Here is a 14,864-nt window from a genome sequence, read left to right as displayed (position 1 = left end):
ATCTCACTTTTTATTACAATATCATCACCAAGGTCCCAATCGTAATCAAGATACAGCCAATAATTGTTTTAAACGTCAGGACATCCTGTAGGAAGAAAAAGGCTAGAACGAGGGTAATGACGAGACTGAATTTATCGACAGCAGATACCTCAGTCGCATTGCCCATCTGCAAGGCCTTGTAGTAGCAGAGCCAGGAGGCGCCAGTGGCCAAGCCTGATAAGATGAGAAAGAGCCAACTTTTTCTACTGATGTTGACAATTTCGGTCTGACTATTGGTCAAGAAAACCATGGCCCAGGCCATAAGAATGACGACGACTGTACGAATAGCGGTTGCTAGATTGGATGGAACTCCTTCAATCCCAATCTTGGCTAAAATTGACGTTAAGGCTGCAAAGACAGCAGATAAAAGTGCGAAGAAAAACCACATGGCAAATACCTCCTCTTTTTATTATAAGTAATTGATGCTGACTTGTCAGGTATCAAGTGAAATTCTGATAAAATCCCAGTCAGAAAGACTAGACCAATTTTTATCCTTGACAAGTGAGAGAAACAAGTATATACTGTTTTTGCTGATTCTGTAAAAGGAGAATCAGACTATACCAATTTAAGGGGAAAGCACAGCTGGTCTGTGTCGTATATACTATGTGTGGAATTGTTGGTGTTGTTGGAAACACAAATGCAACTGATATTTTGATTCAAGGGCTTGAAAAGCTCGAATACCGTGGCTATGATTCTGCGGGAATTTTTGTCCTAGGTGGTGCTGAAAATCATCTAGTCAAGGCTGTTGGTCGTATAGCAGAATTGTCTGCCAAGACAGCTAGTGTGGAGGGAACAACTGGTATCGGACATACGCGTTGGGCAACTCACGGGAAACCAACGGAAGACAATGCTCACCCACATCGCTCTGAGACTGAACGTTTTGTCTTGGTGCACAACGGTGTGATTGAGAACTACCTTGAAATCAAGGAAGAATACCTTGCGGGGCACCACTTCAAGGGGCAAACAGATACGGAAATCGCCGTTCACTTGATTGGAAAATTTGCCGAAGAAGATGGTTTGTCAGTTCTTGAAGCCTTCAAAGAAGCCCTTCATATCATCCGTGGTTCTTATGCCTTTGCCTTGATTGACTCTGAAAATCCGGATGTTATCTACGTAGCGAAAAATAAATCTCCACTTCTGATTGGTCTTGGGGAAGGTTATAACATGGTCTGCTCAGATGCTATGGCTATGATTCGTGAGACCAACCAATACATGGAAATTCATGACCAAGAGTTGGTAATCGTCAAGGCTGATAGTGTGGAAGTTCAAGACTATGATGGCAACAGCCGTGAACGTGCTAGTTACACTGCTGAGCTCGACTTGTCAGATATTGGGAAGGGAACTTATCCTTACTACATGCTCAAGGAAATCGACGAGCAACCAACGGTTATGCGTAAACTCATCCAAGCCTACACAGATGATGCTGGTCAAGTAGTGGTTGAACCTGCTATCATCAAGGCTGTTCAAGATGCAGACCGCATCTACATTCTCGCTGCTGGAACATCTTACCACGCAGGATTTGCTTCTAAGAAGATGTTAGAAGAATTGACGGATACACCAGTAGAACTTGGAATCTCATCTGAGTGGGGCTATGGTATGCCACTTCTCAGCAAGAAACCACTCTTCATCTTTATCAGCCAGTCTGGTGAAACAGCTGACAGCCGTCAGGTTTTGGTCAAGGCCAATGAAATGGGTATTCCAAGCTTGACAGTGACAAACGTACCAGGCTCAACTCTTTCACGTGAAGCCAACCATACAATGCTTCTTCACGCGGGTCCTGAAATTGCTGTGGCATCAACAAAGGCCTATACAGCACAAATCGCAGCACTTGCCTTCCTAGCAAAAGCAGTCGGTGAAGCAAACGGGAATGCTAAAGCCCAAACCTTTGACCTGGTTCATGAGTTGTCAATCGTGGCTCAGTCTATCGAATCAACCCTTTCAGAAAAAGAAACCATTGATGCCAAGGTTCGTGACCTTCTTGAAATAACTCGCAATGCCTTTTACATCGGACGCGGTCAAGACTACTATGTAGCCATGGAAGCCAGTCTTAAGCTCAAAGAGATTTCTTACATCCAATGTGAAGGGTTTGCAGCTGGGGAACTCAAGCATGGAACCATTGCCTTGATCGAAGAGGGGACACCTGTTTTGGCCCTCTTGTCAGATCCAGTTCTTGCCAACCATACTCGTGGAAATATCCAAGAGGTCGCAGCCCGTGGTGCTAAGGTTCTCACTATCGCAGAAGAAAATGTTGCTAAAGAGACAGACGATATCGTTCTGACAACCGTCCATCCTTACCTCTCACCAATCTCAATGGTCGTGCCAACACAGTTAGTTGCCTACTTCGCAACGCTACACCGTGGCCTCGATGTGGACAAACCACGTAACCTTGCCAAGTCAGTAACAGTAGAATAAGCAAAGAAAGTCTAGTTCATCTAGACTTTTTTGCTCTCTCTTGGTATACTTGAGTGAGGAGCCACTGTATTAGTAACTAAGTTATTTATCCTGAAAAGAAGTAAAATAGAGGGTCATTATGTTTCAATAGAAACGAAAAAACCTTGATGTAAGGCGATTCTTGAATTTTCAAATTTCAATGTATTGCAATAAAAATCAACCGAATGACTACATTTTTGTGAAATAAATTAGATGTTCGGATATATAGAAAACGCTCTAGTGATATTGTCTAGAGCGTTTTTGTGTTGTTTAAGAGAAATAGATGGTGGTTTTAGATAACTACATATTTCAGTTTTTTAAAATAAGATTTAATCGATGATAACTAGAAAGGAGTATTATGTTTACAAAAAATAAATTTCAATATTGTATTTACAATCATGAGAGATTAGAACTTCATGATCTGCAAAAGGAATATCAAAATGATAAAGCTGGGACAAAACTTAAGTATGAAAACCAATTATTTTGTCCAGGTTGTTACAAAGTGGACTTAGTGATAAATGAGAAAAAAGGGAAAGTCTATCTATCGAGCCATCCTAAATCACTTCATGGTGACGGATGTGAATATTCTTTGGAATCTGCTTCGAAAATAGAACTGAAAGAATACTATGAGAAAATTGATGCAGACTTTGCTGAGCAACTTTTAAATCGCATTTGGGAAGAAAAGGTCACTAGAGAAAAGCTGTTAGGAAACGTCAACGCTCCGCAAGATAAGAACGAAATTTCTGATGTAAAAATTGTTTTAGAAAATAAGGATGGGATTAGAAAATATTTACCTCGCAGATCCCTTCTCCTAAATGAATTAGAAGAATCTGCCCACCTGACTATGTACTATGGAGAATGTAAGGTGTTTATAGGAAAGACTGATAAGAAGTACTACTTACGAATGTTTCGAAACAATGATCATGCGAAGTATATCTGTAATTTAGTAATTCCTGAAAGAGTGTATAGATATTTGGAGGATGAATTAAGATTTATCCCACAATCAGAAGAATTGAGTTTTAAACATTCAAGAGCCAATGCAGTTCCTGTAAAGTTGGCCTTTGTTTCTACCATGAAGAAAAAACAAGAATATTTAAATGGATACTTGAGTTTTTCAAAATTACTTAAGGTGAAGCGTATTTAGATTGTATTAACTCCTAAAATTAGCTTTTTCTATTTAACTTTTAGGATAAAGTACAAAAATCATAGTATTCATTTCCTTACGAATCGATCAACATACTCTTTGAGGTTACTGTAGTAATTTTCGCTCCAATCCCAATCATATTTATCGAGGTGAGCTAAAATCACTTTTCCGTTTCCTCGTTCAATATCATAAACATCGTAGTTATCATTTACAAAAATGCCTTCTATACCATACCAATCAACTAAATTTTTGAAAGATCCCAGTTTTTCTAACCATATTTTTGTTTTTGGCATTTTATATGTAGAAATTAACTTACACTGGTTTCGTTCTTCTTCCGTTTTTGCATCTAGGTATAACTTAATGTCATATAATGTATAATCAATTCTATCACCGAAAACAAAATTACGTCTACTGTTAATTCCATGCTTTTCTTTAGGGAAAAAGAATATTGGGATTTTACGATATATAGCGTACTCTTCAACAGTTTGGATATCAATTCCATATTTTTTGTATATTCTACGGATAGAAAACAAGCCATCTGCTGTACATTGGACTCCATTTAGTTCTCTCAATCCGTTTGAATCTGGATCAATATAGAATGAATAGATCATTTTCCAAAATAATTCTATATCATTGAAATCTACTTCCTTGGCAAATTTATTAAATAAATCCCTTAGAACATCACTAGATAACCTATGTACATCTTCATAACTCATTTTACTTATTCCATAATATCTATGTATGGAATTATTGCATTCGAGAGCATCTCTTAAGATAATATCAGAAAAATATGTATCTTTATATTTTTTATAAAATGAACTTGATTTATACAGACTAATCACTTCATTAACATCACTCATTGGCTCTGCCTACACTTTCTATTTCTTATATATGTTTAATTTTGATATATTTAGCATATCATATAGAGCAAGAGTTTTCAATTAATACTTTACTGAATCTGAAATTTTGTAAATGGTTTATCATAAAAAAAGAGTAAGACATATAATCTACGAATGTTTTGTAATGATGCTTCTGCAAATATTTCGTAATTTAATTATGTAAGAGAATGTTTATAACTGTTTAGAGGATAAATTAAGATTTATACCTCAATCAGAAGATTTAAGTTTTAAACATTCAAGAGCCAATGCAGTTCCTGTAAAGTTAGCCTTTGTTTCTATTATAAAGAAAAAACAAGAATACTATAATGCATTCTTAGGTTTTTCAAAATTACTTAAGGTAAAGCGTATTTAAATTATTTGTCGTATTAAGATTTAAAGTTTAAAAGAGCCCAAAATTCTATCGTAGTACCAAGTTTGTTGCGAGGAAAAGAAAAATTATGTAAAATTTAAATATACGAATAACAAGGAGAAGAAATTATGGTATATGTTCATAGATTTTTAGGACAATGGTTAGACAAAAACAACTCTTCAGATAAAGCCTCGATTATCCAAAAAGCATTGACTATCGGTAGTGGAGTTGACGAATACTTAAAGCAGTTGGAAGTGCGTAGACGGTTCACGCTAGCAGTAGAAAAGAGCAGATATTTTTATATGATTCCTAAAGAAGTATCTATCGAAAATACAAGAGCAGATAGATATTATCGTCTGGAAATGAAAGACTACGAGAATATCGCCTATAATACTGTCTTTTATGGTAATGGTACTTCTATTGTTGTTAAGGCACTATTTGAGAGTAGAGGAGAGATAGTACGTATCTACGAGTATGAAACGTTAGAAATGCTCATAGAGGATTTAAGAGAGGAAGTATCTATCACATTCAGTTGTATCTATAAGCCTTGCTATGTACTAGCAAGTGACTTTGAAGAGTTTAAACCTAGACTTGATTTAGGAAAACTCTATTGCCACTATGCTCATTCGCCTCGCTATCGCAAACCAATTGCTGAAGTAGAAATTTAAAGCTCCAATATTTAATGTACCGCACTCCGAAAGTTAGATTTCTTCTGTTTAACTTTCGGGTTGCATTTTAAAGTCTAAGCCACGGTTTATTGCTAGAAAATCAGAAATTATGTAAAATAGAAATATATGAATAACAAGGAGCCAAACCAAAATGGTAGAAAACATTTATTTATTTTTAATTGACTATGCGAAATCACTATTGTTGCACCCAATAGTAAACGGACTAAATTTGACTTTTTTCATTCTGTTGTGGCAAGGAATTGGAACTTTTGTGATTTTTTCATTGAGTGAGTTTACAGGACTACTACAAAGAAAGCTAAATCTAGAAGTAGATTATTTTATTTTGATTTTTGCTTGTGTAACTGGTTGCTTTGCTTCAATATGTTTTTTAGCAGGCGAGGAAAATGAAAAAGTCTATGGAAGAGTGTTTCGCTTGATTGGTATTTTTGGAATTGTCTTCCTATTCCTTATCCCTACCACAGTTATTCTAGGTGCAGGTATCATCATTCCTATATATTCTATTATAATGTGGATTATTAATGGTATTATTAGTGTCTTACCTATTCTGGCTGGACTTGCAGTGATTATGCCTATCCTATTCTTTGGAGGGATATTCTCAATCGTAGGTGCCATAGTAGGGCGATTGTAAGAAGGCACGGATTGTAAGAGAAAAGAAAGGAAAGAAAAGCTATGGACGACTATAACATTTTTGATTATTGGGACGGGGACGAGAAAAGACCTAAAAGTAAATTCGAAGGACTTTCAAATGATGAGGTTATTGAAATTCTAAAGCAAGAACTCTTAGAAAAAGAGGAAAAAGAGAAGAGAGAGGAAGAAAGAAAAAAACAAGCGTTTATCAAAGCAAAGAAAGACAAGGAGTATCAAGAATATAGTGCCAAGGTGGAATTACTATTTAAGTGGATGATTGGATTTGCTTTATTTGCAGTTATATCTGCTGGATATTGGTATTATAAAGACTATTTCTTCTTGACCCTGCAAGGAGGTATCTCGATTGCAGGACCGACCAAGGCACTTGGGAAAGCGATTGTTGAATTTATTCTTTCTATTGTACTGTGTTTTCTTTCCCCTGCTCTATTAGTTTTTTTTATTGTTGATTTAAAACAAGATGACGAGGAGAAATAATTGATGTTTAAACAAAAAAGTATATTTTTAATTGCAGCTGTCCTGGCTAGCTTAGTAGTTGTTGGAAGTGTTTCTGGAGTATTTTACCTTAAATATATGAAGGCAGAAAAGGAAACTGCGCAACAACTAACAGAGCAAACTACTCAACAAACAGAAACTACACAGGATACTGTGGAGCAAAAGCAACAAGAAAAAGGAAAATTAAGAGAAGAGATCACAGAAGACGATAAGAGTTATAATGAAGCTTTTAGAGCTCTTGAAATGGCAGGACATAAGGTAGATCCTAGTATTGAAAAAGAGGTGAAAGATGCTTTTAAGGTTGTCATCAAGGAATGTAAGAGAGCTCATGATTTAGAGTTTGACTACTCACATGAAAATCATCTAAAAATGGCTACACATGATATGATAATTGCTTTTGCTGTGTCTTTCCAACAGAATGGATATGATGTGAATGTTGATGATATCGAGGTTTATGAATCAAAATCATCTGGAGTGGTTCAATTTATTGTTAAATCTACTAAGAAAGATGCTGATAGCATTTTCTGGGTTGGGAACTACTTCACTTCTGAACATCAAGTCGATATCAAGCGTTACTATGGTGGACACGTAGGAAAGGCTTTTGGGTAAGGAACAACAAACAGTCCATTGAGTTGATTCGGTTTGTATAGATTAGGAGAAATATATGTTATATGTCGTAGCAAGTGTCATTCTATTTTTTACTTTAATTGGAATTTATCAAAAAAAGTTTAAAGTCAACGCATTAATAGTACCAGTAATACTTTACGTGCTGGCGATTGTCTTTAATCTTATATTCAAAGTGATATAATCCGAAGTTGAAAATGAGGAAAAATAAATTAGGAAATAAATGGGGGAAATATGGAGAAGAGTGCTATTTTATCAACTGATAGAAAGTATAGATATGTTCTCACACGAATTTGGGATGAAACAAAACCAACAGTGGTATTTATTGGGTTAAATCCTTCGATAGCTGATGAGGAGACGGATGATCAGACTATTCGAAAATGTATAGGTTACTCCAAAAGATGGAGATATGGTAAATTAATCATTTAGAACTTTTATTAACTAACCACCAACAATCTATAAAAGAATAAAGAAAAGCATTGCATACCCCACAACAAATACTTGAAATTTGGTAGCTAAATTCCTCATTTTCAATATTTGAAACAAAGTAATCTTTTCCTATTTTTTCTATAATATCAATACGTTTCATCTTGCAATTTCCCTTTCAGAAACAACAGAAAAGACCTTCTCACAAAAATGTGAAAAAGTCTGTTTTAGGGCTTGACAAAAAATACGCTTGATTACATAATCAGCGTGAGCTGTGAGCTGTGAGCTGTGAGCTGTGAGCTGTGAGCTGTGAGCTGTGAGCTGTGAGCTGTGAGCTGTGAGCTGTGAGCTGTGAGCTGTGAGCTGTGAGCTGTGAGCTGTGAGCTGTGAGCTGTGAGCTGTGAGCTGTGAGCTGTGAGCTGTGAGCTGTGGTTGGTGTAAACTGGTAGATAGCTCCCTTATTTTATTTATCAAAACCTTGTAAGTTTTTTTGGCGCTCTTCAGTTTGACCCTTGGCATCCAATTTATTACCATTGTAGACAGTGCTTTCCCATGATCCGTACATTGGGTTAGGGAAAATGATGAATTTCTCACCAAACTCTTTTTGTAATTCCTCTAATTTTTGCTCGCGCTCAGTTTCAGAGGTCTTTGAAAACTCTGCAAAGTCCACAAGATTGTCTCCTAGTAGCATGACTAAGTTGGTTTTTTCTTGGACTGCTTGTCTACGACCTTCTTTAGATTTGACGCCTTTTTCTAAGAACATGAGATGATCGCGGCTTTGTACAGGAATTCCTTCATTTTCTAGGTTTTTGATCGTATCATCTACCTGATCTATCGTGCGGTCAGATACATAGTAAATTTGGACACCGTTTTGGTCTGCAAATTGGAGAAAGTCTTTAGCACCTGGTACAGCTTTGGCTGCGGCTTTTTTTACCCAGACATCCCAGTTTTCTGGGGTAAATGCTGTTCCATCTTTGACATTTTGCGCTTGATAAGGGCTGTTGTCTAATACGGTTTCGTCCAAGTCCAAAACGATAGAGTAGGGTTTATCTGTCTGTGTTTTTAGTAGTTCTTTCAAACGATCAGTAGCGACATTGTAACCTTGTAGATAGAGTGCCTTGGTTTCAGCTGCTTTTTGATACCAAAGAGTTGACATAGTATTTTCTCTTGAACGCAACTGATCATAGGTCATGGTAACCTGATTATCAGATGTACTACTTTGTGCTGTCTGTGAATTTGCCGAATTTGTGCCACAGCCAGTCAGTAAAATGACGGAAGTAAGTGTAGAAGCAATTGTAATGGTAACTTTGGATATTTTCATAATCCTATCCTCCTAATAATAGTCTATTAATATTGTAGCGTTTTCATGGGATTTGTGCAAGGAAATATCGAGAGAAAATAAATTTTTCAGTAGTAATTTGGTATTAGGATAAAATTATGTACTTAATTTTGGAATGAAGATGGATATAAAAAAATTCAATCGGCTTGATAGAAAATCTATATCAGCTTCTTTTTGGAAAATAGATGAAAATAAAGTGAATCTTTGAAAGGCTAGTAACATCAAGCTTTTCAGGGATTTTTTTCTTTATAGATATAAAAAATTCCAATCGAGTTGATAGTCAATATATATTGGGAAAAGGGGAAAAGGAGTGGTAAGATGGTTTCAATCCAAATGGAAGGAGAAAGGTATGGCAAGTAAAAGAGATTTAGTCTTTAGAGCGATTCGAGGCGATGAAGTGGAAAGAGTTCCTGTGGGATTTTGGTTTCATTTTGTAACACTCGAAGAAAAGGGGCAGGGATTAAATAATCCACGTATCTTTCAAAAAAGTGTTGACGGACATCGCAGCTATGTGGAAAGGATTCGTCCTGATTTTGTCAAAATTATGAGCGACGGTTTTTTCCTTTATCCAAGTAATGTCTATAGTCCTAAGGTTACAAGCATTCAGGAGCTGTCTTCTATTGAGTCGATTAGTGAGGAGCACCCATGGATTCAGCAACAGGTGGAAGTGGTACAAGCGATTCGAGAGACCTTTACAGAAGAGATTGCTTCTTTCTACAATATCTTTTCGCCTATCTCCTACCTCAAGCGCTGGTTCCGTACAGAAACTTCTCGAGGAGATAGGGAAGTGGCTGATCTATTGCTTGAAAATCCTGAGCAATTCAGAGCGATTCTAGATGTGATTGCAGGAGATATTGCTATCCTAACTCAGAAAATCATCCAGCAAGGCGGTGTTGACGGAATTTACCTCAGCACCCAGGAAATTCAAGATGAGCGCATCACACCAGCACTCTACCAAACCTATATCGAACCGAGCAATATAGCGATCTTGGAGGCAGCTAATCAGGTGGGTGGGACCAATATCCTCCATATCTGTGGTTTTGAAGGTGCGAGCAATGATGTGACGATATTTAAGGACTATCCGGCTCAAGTGGTCAACTGGGCGACCCACCATGAGGATGTTAGTTTGACACAGGGTCAAGAGTTGTTTACAGGCAAGGCCGTTTTAGGTGGATTTGAAAATGGCAAGAAAAGCTTGCTTTATCAAGGTTCCAAGGCGGAATTGCAAAATGAAACAAGACGGTTGCTGGCTGAAGCTGGTAGTAAAGGCGTTCTTCTGGGAGCTGACTGTACTGTTCCAGATGACTTTGACTTAGAGAGGTTGGACTGGATTCGGCAGGCAGCTGTTCTCTAAAAGGAGGAGCTATGAAAAGTAAAAGATGGGGCATCTTCATTGCAGTTGTCGGTTTGCTGGCCTTGGTTGCCATAAGCGTCGTAAAAAATGGGCACTGCAAAAATGGAGAGAGATGTCGTGGAATTCAGGATTTTTCCAAGTCCAGTCTCCCCTTTCTACGCTCGAATGATATCGCAAGCAGTTTATTAGTTGAAAAAGTAAGAAATGGAGAATAAGAATGTCAGAAAAAAAAGAATGGGTTTTAAAAGCATTTAAAGGTGAAAAGGTTGATCGTGTGCCAGTTGGCTTTTGGCACCATTTCACATCCGAAGACGAATGGCTACACGGTTTCTCAAATCCAGCCATTATCGAGAAGAATATCGAGGGCCATAAGCGCTTTATCCGAGAAGTTCAGCCAGACTTTATCAAACTCATGAGTGATGGCTACTTTGCTTATCCAAATCCAGCGATTGCCAAAGGAAAATCACTTCAAGAATTGGCAACCATTCAACCACTCGGACCAGAGCACGCTTGGATAAAAGAGCAAGTGGACTTGGTTAAGAAAATCAAGCAAGAATTTACAGAAGATATCGTTGCGATTTACAATATTTTTGCTCCTGTGACCTATCTCAAGTGGCTACTGGGGGAAGTGTCTGGTGGAGATGACCTCATTGCAGACTTTCTGGTGGAAGATCCTGAAGCTCTGAAGAAGGTGTTGGATGTGATTGCAGAGGATATTGCGAGTCTCAGCCGAGCTGTTATCGAAGAGGCTGGTGCTGATGGAATCTACCTCAGCGTGCAGAGTATCCAAGATCAACGAGTGTCGGCAGCAGAGTATCAAGCCGTCATTGCCCCTAGCGAGATAACGGTTCTGGAAGCGGCTAGTGCTGTTGGTGGCGTCACTGTTCTTCATATCTGTGGCTACGAGGGGGCGCGAAATGATATTCACCTTTTTGCAGACTATCCAGCCCAAGTCTTTAACTGGGCTGTAGGACCAGAGGGAATCACTCTCAAGGAAGGTCGTGAGATTTTCAAGGGACGTACGGTTCTTGGAGGATTCGAAAATGGCAAGACAGGCTTACTGTATACTGGTAGCAAGGATGCCATTCAGGCAGAAGCAAAGAAACTAGTTGCAGAAGCTGGGAAACAGGGCTTGGTACTTGGAGCAGATTGTACCATTCCAAGTGATATCGCAGTTGAACGTATCCAGTGGGTGAGAGAAGCGCTTGAAAACTAAAGGAGAAAAAGATGAGTAAAAAAGCATGGATTATCGGTGGTGTAGCAGTTGTTGCAGTAATTGGGGCAACGATTATCGGGAGAAGTTTAGCTGGCGTTCCAGCCAAGGAGGGAGAAACGGCTTCGTCTGCTGAAGTCATAACTTTGAAGGTTGCCCATACACAAAACTATGTACCTTATGACTTTGTCAATGAAAAAGGGGAATCAGATGGTTATGAAGTAGCTGTTTTGAAGGCTGTTGATGAGAAGTTGGCAAACTATCAATTTGAATATACAGGTACCAGTGATGATGACCTCTTGATTGGTCTGGAATCAGGCAAGTATGACATCGGAACCAAGGGAGCTTGGTACACAGATGAACGAGCTAAAAAGTTTGTCATTCCATCTGAACCAGTGGGAGCGAGCATCATCGGATTTACTGTCAGAAAAGAAGATGAACAGAAATACAAAACCATTGATGACTTTGCTAAGAATAAAGGGAAATTGGTTCCCATCTCTCCACAGAATGCTCAATGGAATGTCATCACCAGCTACAATGAAAAACATCAGGATGCACCGATTGAGCTAACAGCAGCTGAATCCTTTAAAGTGGCAGATGCCTATGCCTGGGTCTTAGAAGGACGTTATGACGCCTTCTTTGATATCAAACTGTCCTTTGAAAAAGCAGTTACCGCAGAAGATGGCCCTTACCACCAATATGCGGATAAACTCAGCTGGTTCCCATACAAGGGTATTCCAACTTATCCCTTGATTCACCGTGATGAAAAGGGTGAGCAATTCGCTAAAGAATACGAAAAAGCAATCAAAGAGTTGAAAGAAGATGGCACGCTTGCTAAGCTATCTCAGCAATACTTTAAAGAAGATGTCTTTAGTTATGTAGACAAAGACTAGACCAGAAATTCCAAGACTAGAAAGGGTTTTGCATGGTTTCTTATGATTTTTCCAAGGTCTTTCAGTTTTTGCCAACCTTATGGCAGGCACTTCCTATGACCTTGTCCATTCTCTTTTTTACCACTCTTCTTGGTTCCCTTTTTGGAGGTCTCTTGGCCTGGGCACAAGTAGGAGAAGACAAGAGTTTTGCAGCGATTTCCAAAGGCTATATCTTTACCCTACGTTGTACACCGCCGATTGTCTTGCTTTTTCTAGTCTTTTATGGCTTGCCAGAATTTCTGAAATGGTGGCTTGGTTTGGATATCAACAACTGGTCTAAAACTATTTTTGTTCTCCTGACGATGATTCTCTTGTTTGCCGCTATTGTTGCCGAGGTTTTCAAGGCGAGCTATCAAGCTATTCCAAAGGGGCAGACAGAGGCTGGGCTTAGTATTGGTTTGACTCCAAGTCAGACTTTTTGGAGAATCATTTTTCCCCAAGCTTTTCAAGTTGCTCTTCCCAATATAACAACTGCTATTCTCAATCTTATGCGGGATGCTGCCTTGGCCTATACGATTGGTTTCGTTGATGTTATGGGGGCAGGCAATCTCTTGATTAGTCGCAATTTAGGGAACTACTCTCTGGAAACCTATACGGCAGTTGCGCTTCTTTACTGGGGGATTGCCTTGGTTATTTCTAGCTTGAGTCGTTTGCTTGAGAAGTCTTTGGAAACAAAAGGGAGGTAAGAAATGGATATAGACTATATTGTAAAGACCTTTCTGGAGACCTTGAAGGGTGTGCCAATCACCTTGATTATCATGATTGTGGCTATGGTCTTAAGTTTTTTACCGGCTCTATTTTTAGCCTTGGGGCAGATTTACAAGGTTCGAGGGGTGAGGAGTTTTTCTCTGGTCTATCTGGCTTTTATCCGAGCGACTCCTCCGATTTTATTGATTCTCTTCTTTTATAGTTTGTTTCCAAGTTTGCTGAATCAATTTCTCAAAAGCATAGGAAGCGATTTTGATATTTTCAAGCTTGATCCTCTCTACTATGCCTTTGTCATTTATAGTTTGATGACAGTCGGGAGTTTATCTGAAATTTTGCGTTCAGCTATCTTGACGGTGGACAAGGGACAACTAGAGGCAGCGCATGCGATTGGCTTGACTACGACCCAGGCCTATCTAAGAATTGTTTTTCCTCAAGCCTTGCGCTCAGCCTTGCCTAACTTGGCCAATCTGGTGATCAATATCGTCAAAGGGACCTCCCTGGTCTTTGTTATGACTATCAAGGACATCACCGCTATTGCTCGTGTAGAAGCGTCCTACGGTTACCAGTATTTTGAGTCTTATTTTGTGATCTTTTTGCAGTATATTTTGATCTGTGGTTTGATTCAGTGGGGCTTCTCCCTACTGGAAAAAGGCTATGTGAAAAAAGAAAAAAGTGCAAAAGCATCTAGCGCGCGTTTCGTATAGGAGGACAGGATGTTACAAGTAGAACATATCGCAAAAACATTTGGTGAGAGGCAGGTCTTGGAGGATGTCAATCTTCAGGTCAACCAAGGGGATGTCGTCGTTATTTTAGGACCATCAGGTTCGGGGAAAACGACCTTTCTCCGTTGTCTCAACCACTTAGAAAAAGCTGACAGTGGCCGTTTGACCTTGGCAGGAAAGACTTATGACTTGGCCAAATTAAGCAAGAAAGACATTCTAGAAATTCGCCAAAAAACAGCCTTTGTTTTCCAACACTACAATCTCTTTGCAAATAAAACTGCTCTGGAAAATATTCTAGAAGGCCTAATCGTAGCTCGTAAAGTACCCAAGGAAGAAGCGCTCAAACGTGCAGAATCTGCCTTAGAAAAAGTTGGTTTACTGGCCTATAAGGACTACTACCCTTCTCAGCTATCTGGAGGGCAACAACAACGAATAGGAATTGCGCGTGCCATTGCAGTCAAGCCCGAGGTCATTTTGCTAGATGAACCAACATCGGCACTAGACCCTGAGTTGGTTGGAGATGTTTTGGATGTTCTGAAACAGTTGGCGGGAGAAGGTGTGACCATGGTGGTCGTCACGCATGAAATGGGATTTGCTAGAGATGTCGCTAACCACGTTATTTTCATGGATGGAGGCCGTATCGTAGAGGAGAACAATCCCCACGACTTCTTTAGTCGTCCACAAGAAGAACGAACCAAGCAGTTCCTGGCTCGTATCTTATCAGATGCTAGCTATAGTGTAGAATATATGATTTGATAGATAAGTGTATCATAAAAACAACACCCCATTGACTAGAAGAGTCTTCTAATCAATGGGGTGTTTTTCTATAGGAGGGCTAGTTTATACTCTTCGAAAA

18 protein-coding genes are annotated in these 14,864 nt (G+C 38.9%); 14 read left to right on the top strand and 4 right to left on the bottom strand.

Annotated elements, in window-relative coordinates:
• Positions 1–13: 13 nt before the first annotated feature.
• Positions 14–427, bottom strand: coding sequence for an EamA family transporter (locus KX728_RS08215; RefSeq protein ID WP_000264215.1), 414 nt, complete (start codon positions 425–427; stop codon positions 14–16).
• A 215-nt stretch (positions 428–642) separates the two neighbouring features.
• Between KX728_RS08215 and glmS the strand changes: the two genes are divergently transcribed.
• The gene (gene glmS, locus KX728_RS08210; RefSeq protein ID WP_219108627.1) at positions 643–2,451 is read left to right on the top strand and encodes a glutamine--fructose-6-phosphate transaminase (isomerizing); all 1,809 of its coding nucleotides are present in this window, start codon (positions 643–645) and stop codon (positions 2,449–2,451) included.
• 376 nt (positions 2,452–2,827) lie between these two features.
• Positions 2,828–3,613 carry a hypothetical protein gene (locus tag KX728_RS08205; RefSeq protein WP_125328273.1) on the top strand — a complete coding sequence of 262 codons (786 nt, stop codon included), beginning with the start codon at positions 2,828–2,830 and terminating at the stop codon, positions 3,611–3,613.
• Between the two features lie 68 nt (positions 3,614–3,681).
• On the opposite strand, the gene KX728_RS08200 is transcribed toward KX728_RS08205, so the two are convergent.
• Positions 3,682–4,473 (bottom strand): hypothetical protein, encoded by a 792-nt coding sequence (locus tag KX728_RS08200; RefSeq protein WP_215804314.1) that lies wholly within the window; start codon positions 4,471–4,473, stop codon positions 3,682–3,684.
• A gap of 516 nt (positions 4,474–4,989) precedes the next feature.
• Here KX728_RS08200 and KX728_RS08195 point away from each other — a divergent pair.
• The 5 genes from KX728_RS08195 to KX728_RS08175 all read left to right on the top strand — a co-directional run bounded on the left by KX728_RS08195 (position 4,990) and on the right by KX728_RS08175 (position 7,743).
• A complete protein-coding gene (locus tag KX728_RS08195; RefSeq protein WP_065371539.1) occupies positions 4,990–5,529 on the top strand; it encodes a hypothetical protein in 540 nt (179 codons plus the stop codon).
• A 151-nt stretch (positions 5,530–5,680) separates the two neighbouring features.
• Entirely contained in the window at positions 5,681–6,178 is a 498-nt protein-coding gene (locus KX728_RS08190) for a hypothetical protein (protein ID WP_125328271.1), read from the top strand.
• A gap of 41 nt (positions 6,179–6,219) precedes the next feature.
• A complete protein-coding gene (locus KX728_RS08185; protein WP_065371541.1) occupies positions 6,220–6,672 on the top strand; it encodes a hypothetical protein in 453 nt (150 codons plus the stop codon).
• A gap of 3 nt (positions 6,673–6,675) precedes the next feature.
• Positions 6,676–7,299 carry a hypothetical protein gene (locus KX728_RS08180; protein ID WP_125328269.1) on the top strand — a complete coding sequence of 208 codons (624 nt, stop codon included), beginning with the start codon at positions 6,676–6,678 and terminating at the stop codon, positions 7,297–7,299.
• Positions 7,300–7,548: 249 nt separating this feature from the next.
• Positions 7,549–7,743 (top strand): DUF1643 domain-containing protein, encoded by a 195-nt coding sequence (locus KX728_RS08175; protein WP_369123332.1) that lies wholly within the window; start codon positions 7,549–7,551, stop codon positions 7,741–7,743.
• On the opposite strand, the gene KX728_RS08170 is transcribed toward KX728_RS08175, so the two are convergent.
• Both KX728_RS08170 and KX728_RS08165 read right to left on the bottom strand, forming a co-directional pair.
• Entirely contained in the window at positions 7,736–7,903 is a 168-nt protein-coding gene (locus KX728_RS08170) for a hypothetical protein (RefSeq protein ID WP_200730336.1), read from the bottom strand. The genes KX728_RS08175 and KX728_RS08170 overlap by 8 nt on opposite strands.
• 300 nt (positions 7,904–8,203) lie before the next feature.
• Complete coding sequence (locus KX728_RS08165) at positions 8,204–9,061, bottom strand: 5'-nucleotidase, lipoprotein e(P4) family (RefSeq protein WP_215804315.1); 858 nt, start codon at positions 9,059–9,061, stop codon at positions 8,204–8,206.
• A gap of 367 nt (positions 9,062–9,428) precedes the next feature.
• Between KX728_RS08165 and KX728_RS08160 the strand changes: the two genes are divergently transcribed.
• Genes KX728_RS08160 through KX728_RS08130 form a run of 7 tightly spaced genes read left to right on the top strand, consistent with a single transcriptional unit; the run spans position 9,429 to position 14,764 of the window.
• Entirely contained in the window at positions 9,429–10,433 is a 1,005-nt protein-coding gene (locus tag KX728_RS08160) for a uroporphyrinogen decarboxylase family protein (protein ID WP_215804316.1), read from the top strand.
• Positions 10,434–10,444: 11 nt separating this feature from the next.
• On the top strand, positions 10,445–10,648 hold the full coding sequence (locus KX728_RS08155; RefSeq protein ID WP_195594733.1) for a hypothetical protein: 204 nt from the start codon (positions 10,445–10,447) through the stop codon (positions 10,646–10,648).
• Between the two features lie 2 nt (positions 10,649–10,650).
• The gene (locus KX728_RS08150; RefSeq protein ID WP_057488796.1) at positions 10,651–11,649 is read left to right on the top strand and encodes a uroporphyrinogen decarboxylase family protein; all 999 of its coding nucleotides are present in this window, start codon (positions 10,651–10,653) and stop codon (positions 11,647–11,649) included.
• Between the two features lie 11 nt (positions 11,650–11,660).
• The gene (locus KX728_RS08145) at positions 11,661–12,539 is read left to right on the top strand and encodes a transporter substrate-binding domain-containing protein (protein ID WP_057488795.1); all 879 of its coding nucleotides are present in this window, start codon (positions 11,661–11,663) and stop codon (positions 12,537–12,539) included.
• A 32-nt stretch (positions 12,540–12,571) separates the two neighbouring features.
• Positions 12,572–13,264, top strand: coding sequence for an amino acid ABC transporter permease (locus KX728_RS08140; protein WP_009729724.1), 693 nt, complete (start codon positions 12,572–12,574; stop codon positions 13,262–13,264).
• A 3-nt stretch (positions 13,265–13,267) separates the two neighbouring features.
• Positions 13,268–13,990, top strand: coding sequence for an amino acid ABC transporter permease (locus KX728_RS08135; protein ID WP_057488794.1), 723 nt, complete (start codon positions 13,268–13,270; stop codon positions 13,988–13,990).
• Positions 13,991–13,999: 9 nt separating this feature from the next.
• On the top strand, positions 14,000–14,764 hold the full coding sequence (locus KX728_RS08130) for an amino acid ABC transporter ATP-binding protein (RefSeq protein WP_000942251.1): 765 nt from the start codon (positions 14,000–14,002) through the stop codon (positions 14,762–14,764).
• Positions 14,765–14,864 lie beyond the last annotated feature (100 nt).

It is taken from the genome of Streptococcus oralis (genome assembly GCF_019334565.1).
In the GTDB taxonomy this organism is placed as follows: domain Bacteria; phylum Bacillota; class Bacilli; order Lactobacillales; family Streptococcaceae; genus Streptococcus; species Streptococcus oralis_CR.
Note: the sequence above shows the minus strand (reverse complement) of the source record. Positions and strands in the feature narration are given on the sequence as shown.

What these genes read in the sequence shown, in the direction of transcription:
- KX728_RS08215 (WP_000264215.1), bottom strand. Translation starts at nt 427, where the DNA reads ATGTGGTTTTTCTTCGCACTTTTATCTGCTGTCTTTGCAGCCTTAACG.
- glmS (WP_219108627.1), top strand. Translation starts at nt 643, where the DNA reads ATGTGTGGAATTGTTGGTGTTGTTGGAAACACAAATGCAACTGATATT.
- KX728_RS08205 (WP_125328273.1), top strand. Translation starts at nt 2,828, where the DNA reads ATGTTTACAAAAAATAAATTTCAATATTGTATTTACAATCATGAGAGA.
- KX728_RS08200 (WP_215804314.1), bottom strand. Translation starts at nt 4,473, where the DNA reads ATGAGTGATGTTAATGAAGTGATTAGTCTGTATAAATCAAGTTCATTT.
- KX728_RS08195 (WP_065371539.1), top strand. Translation starts at nt 4,990, where the DNA reads ATGGTATATGTTCATAGATTTTTAGGACAATGGTTAGACAAAAACAAC.
- KX728_RS08190 (WP_125328271.1), top strand. Translation starts at nt 5,681, where the DNA reads ATGGTAGAAAACATTTATTTATTTTTAATTGACTATGCGAAATCACTA.
- KX728_RS08185 (WP_065371541.1), top strand. Translation starts at nt 6,220, where the DNA reads ATGGACGACTATAACATTTTTGATTATTGGGACGGGGACGAGAAAAGA.
- KX728_RS08180 (WP_125328269.1), top strand. Translation starts at nt 6,676, where the DNA reads ATGTTTAAACAAAAAAGTATATTTTTAATTGCAGCTGTCCTGGCTAGC.
- KX728_RS08175 (WP_369123332.1), top strand. Translation starts at nt 7,549, where the DNA reads ATGGAGAAGAGTGCTATTTTATCAACTGATAGAAAGTATAGATATGTT.
- KX728_RS08170 (WP_200730336.1), bottom strand. Translation starts at nt 7,903, where the DNA reads ATGAAACGTATTGATATTATAGAAAAAATAGGAAAAGATTACTTTGTT.
- KX728_RS08165 (WP_215804315.1), bottom strand. Translation starts at nt 9,061, where the DNA reads ATGAAAATATCCAAAGTTACCATTACAATTGCTTCTACACTTACTTCC.
- KX728_RS08160 (WP_215804316.1), top strand. Translation starts at nt 9,429, where the DNA reads ATGGCAAGTAAAAGAGATTTAGTCTTTAGAGCGATTCGAGGCGATGAA.
- KX728_RS08155 (WP_195594733.1), top strand. Translation starts at nt 10,445, where the DNA reads ATGAAAAGTAAAAGATGGGGCATCTTCATTGCAGTTGTCGGTTTGCTG.
- KX728_RS08150 (WP_057488796.1), top strand. Translation starts at nt 10,651, where the DNA reads ATGTCAGAAAAAAAAGAATGGGTTTTAAAAGCATTTAAAGGTGAAAAG.
- KX728_RS08145 (WP_057488795.1), top strand. Translation starts at nt 11,661, where the DNA reads ATGAGTAAAAAAGCATGGATTATCGGTGGTGTAGCAGTTGTTGCAGTA.
- KX728_RS08140 (WP_009729724.1), top strand. Translation starts at nt 12,572, where the DNA reads ATGGTTTCTTATGATTTTTCCAAGGTCTTTCAGTTTTTGCCAACCTTA.
- KX728_RS08135 (WP_057488794.1), top strand. Translation starts at nt 13,268, where the DNA reads ATGGATATAGACTATATTGTAAAGACCTTTCTGGAGACCTTGAAGGGT.
- KX728_RS08130 (WP_000942251.1), top strand. Translation starts at nt 14,000, where the DNA reads ATGTTACAAGTAGAACATATCGCAAAAACATTTGGTGAGAGGCAGGTC.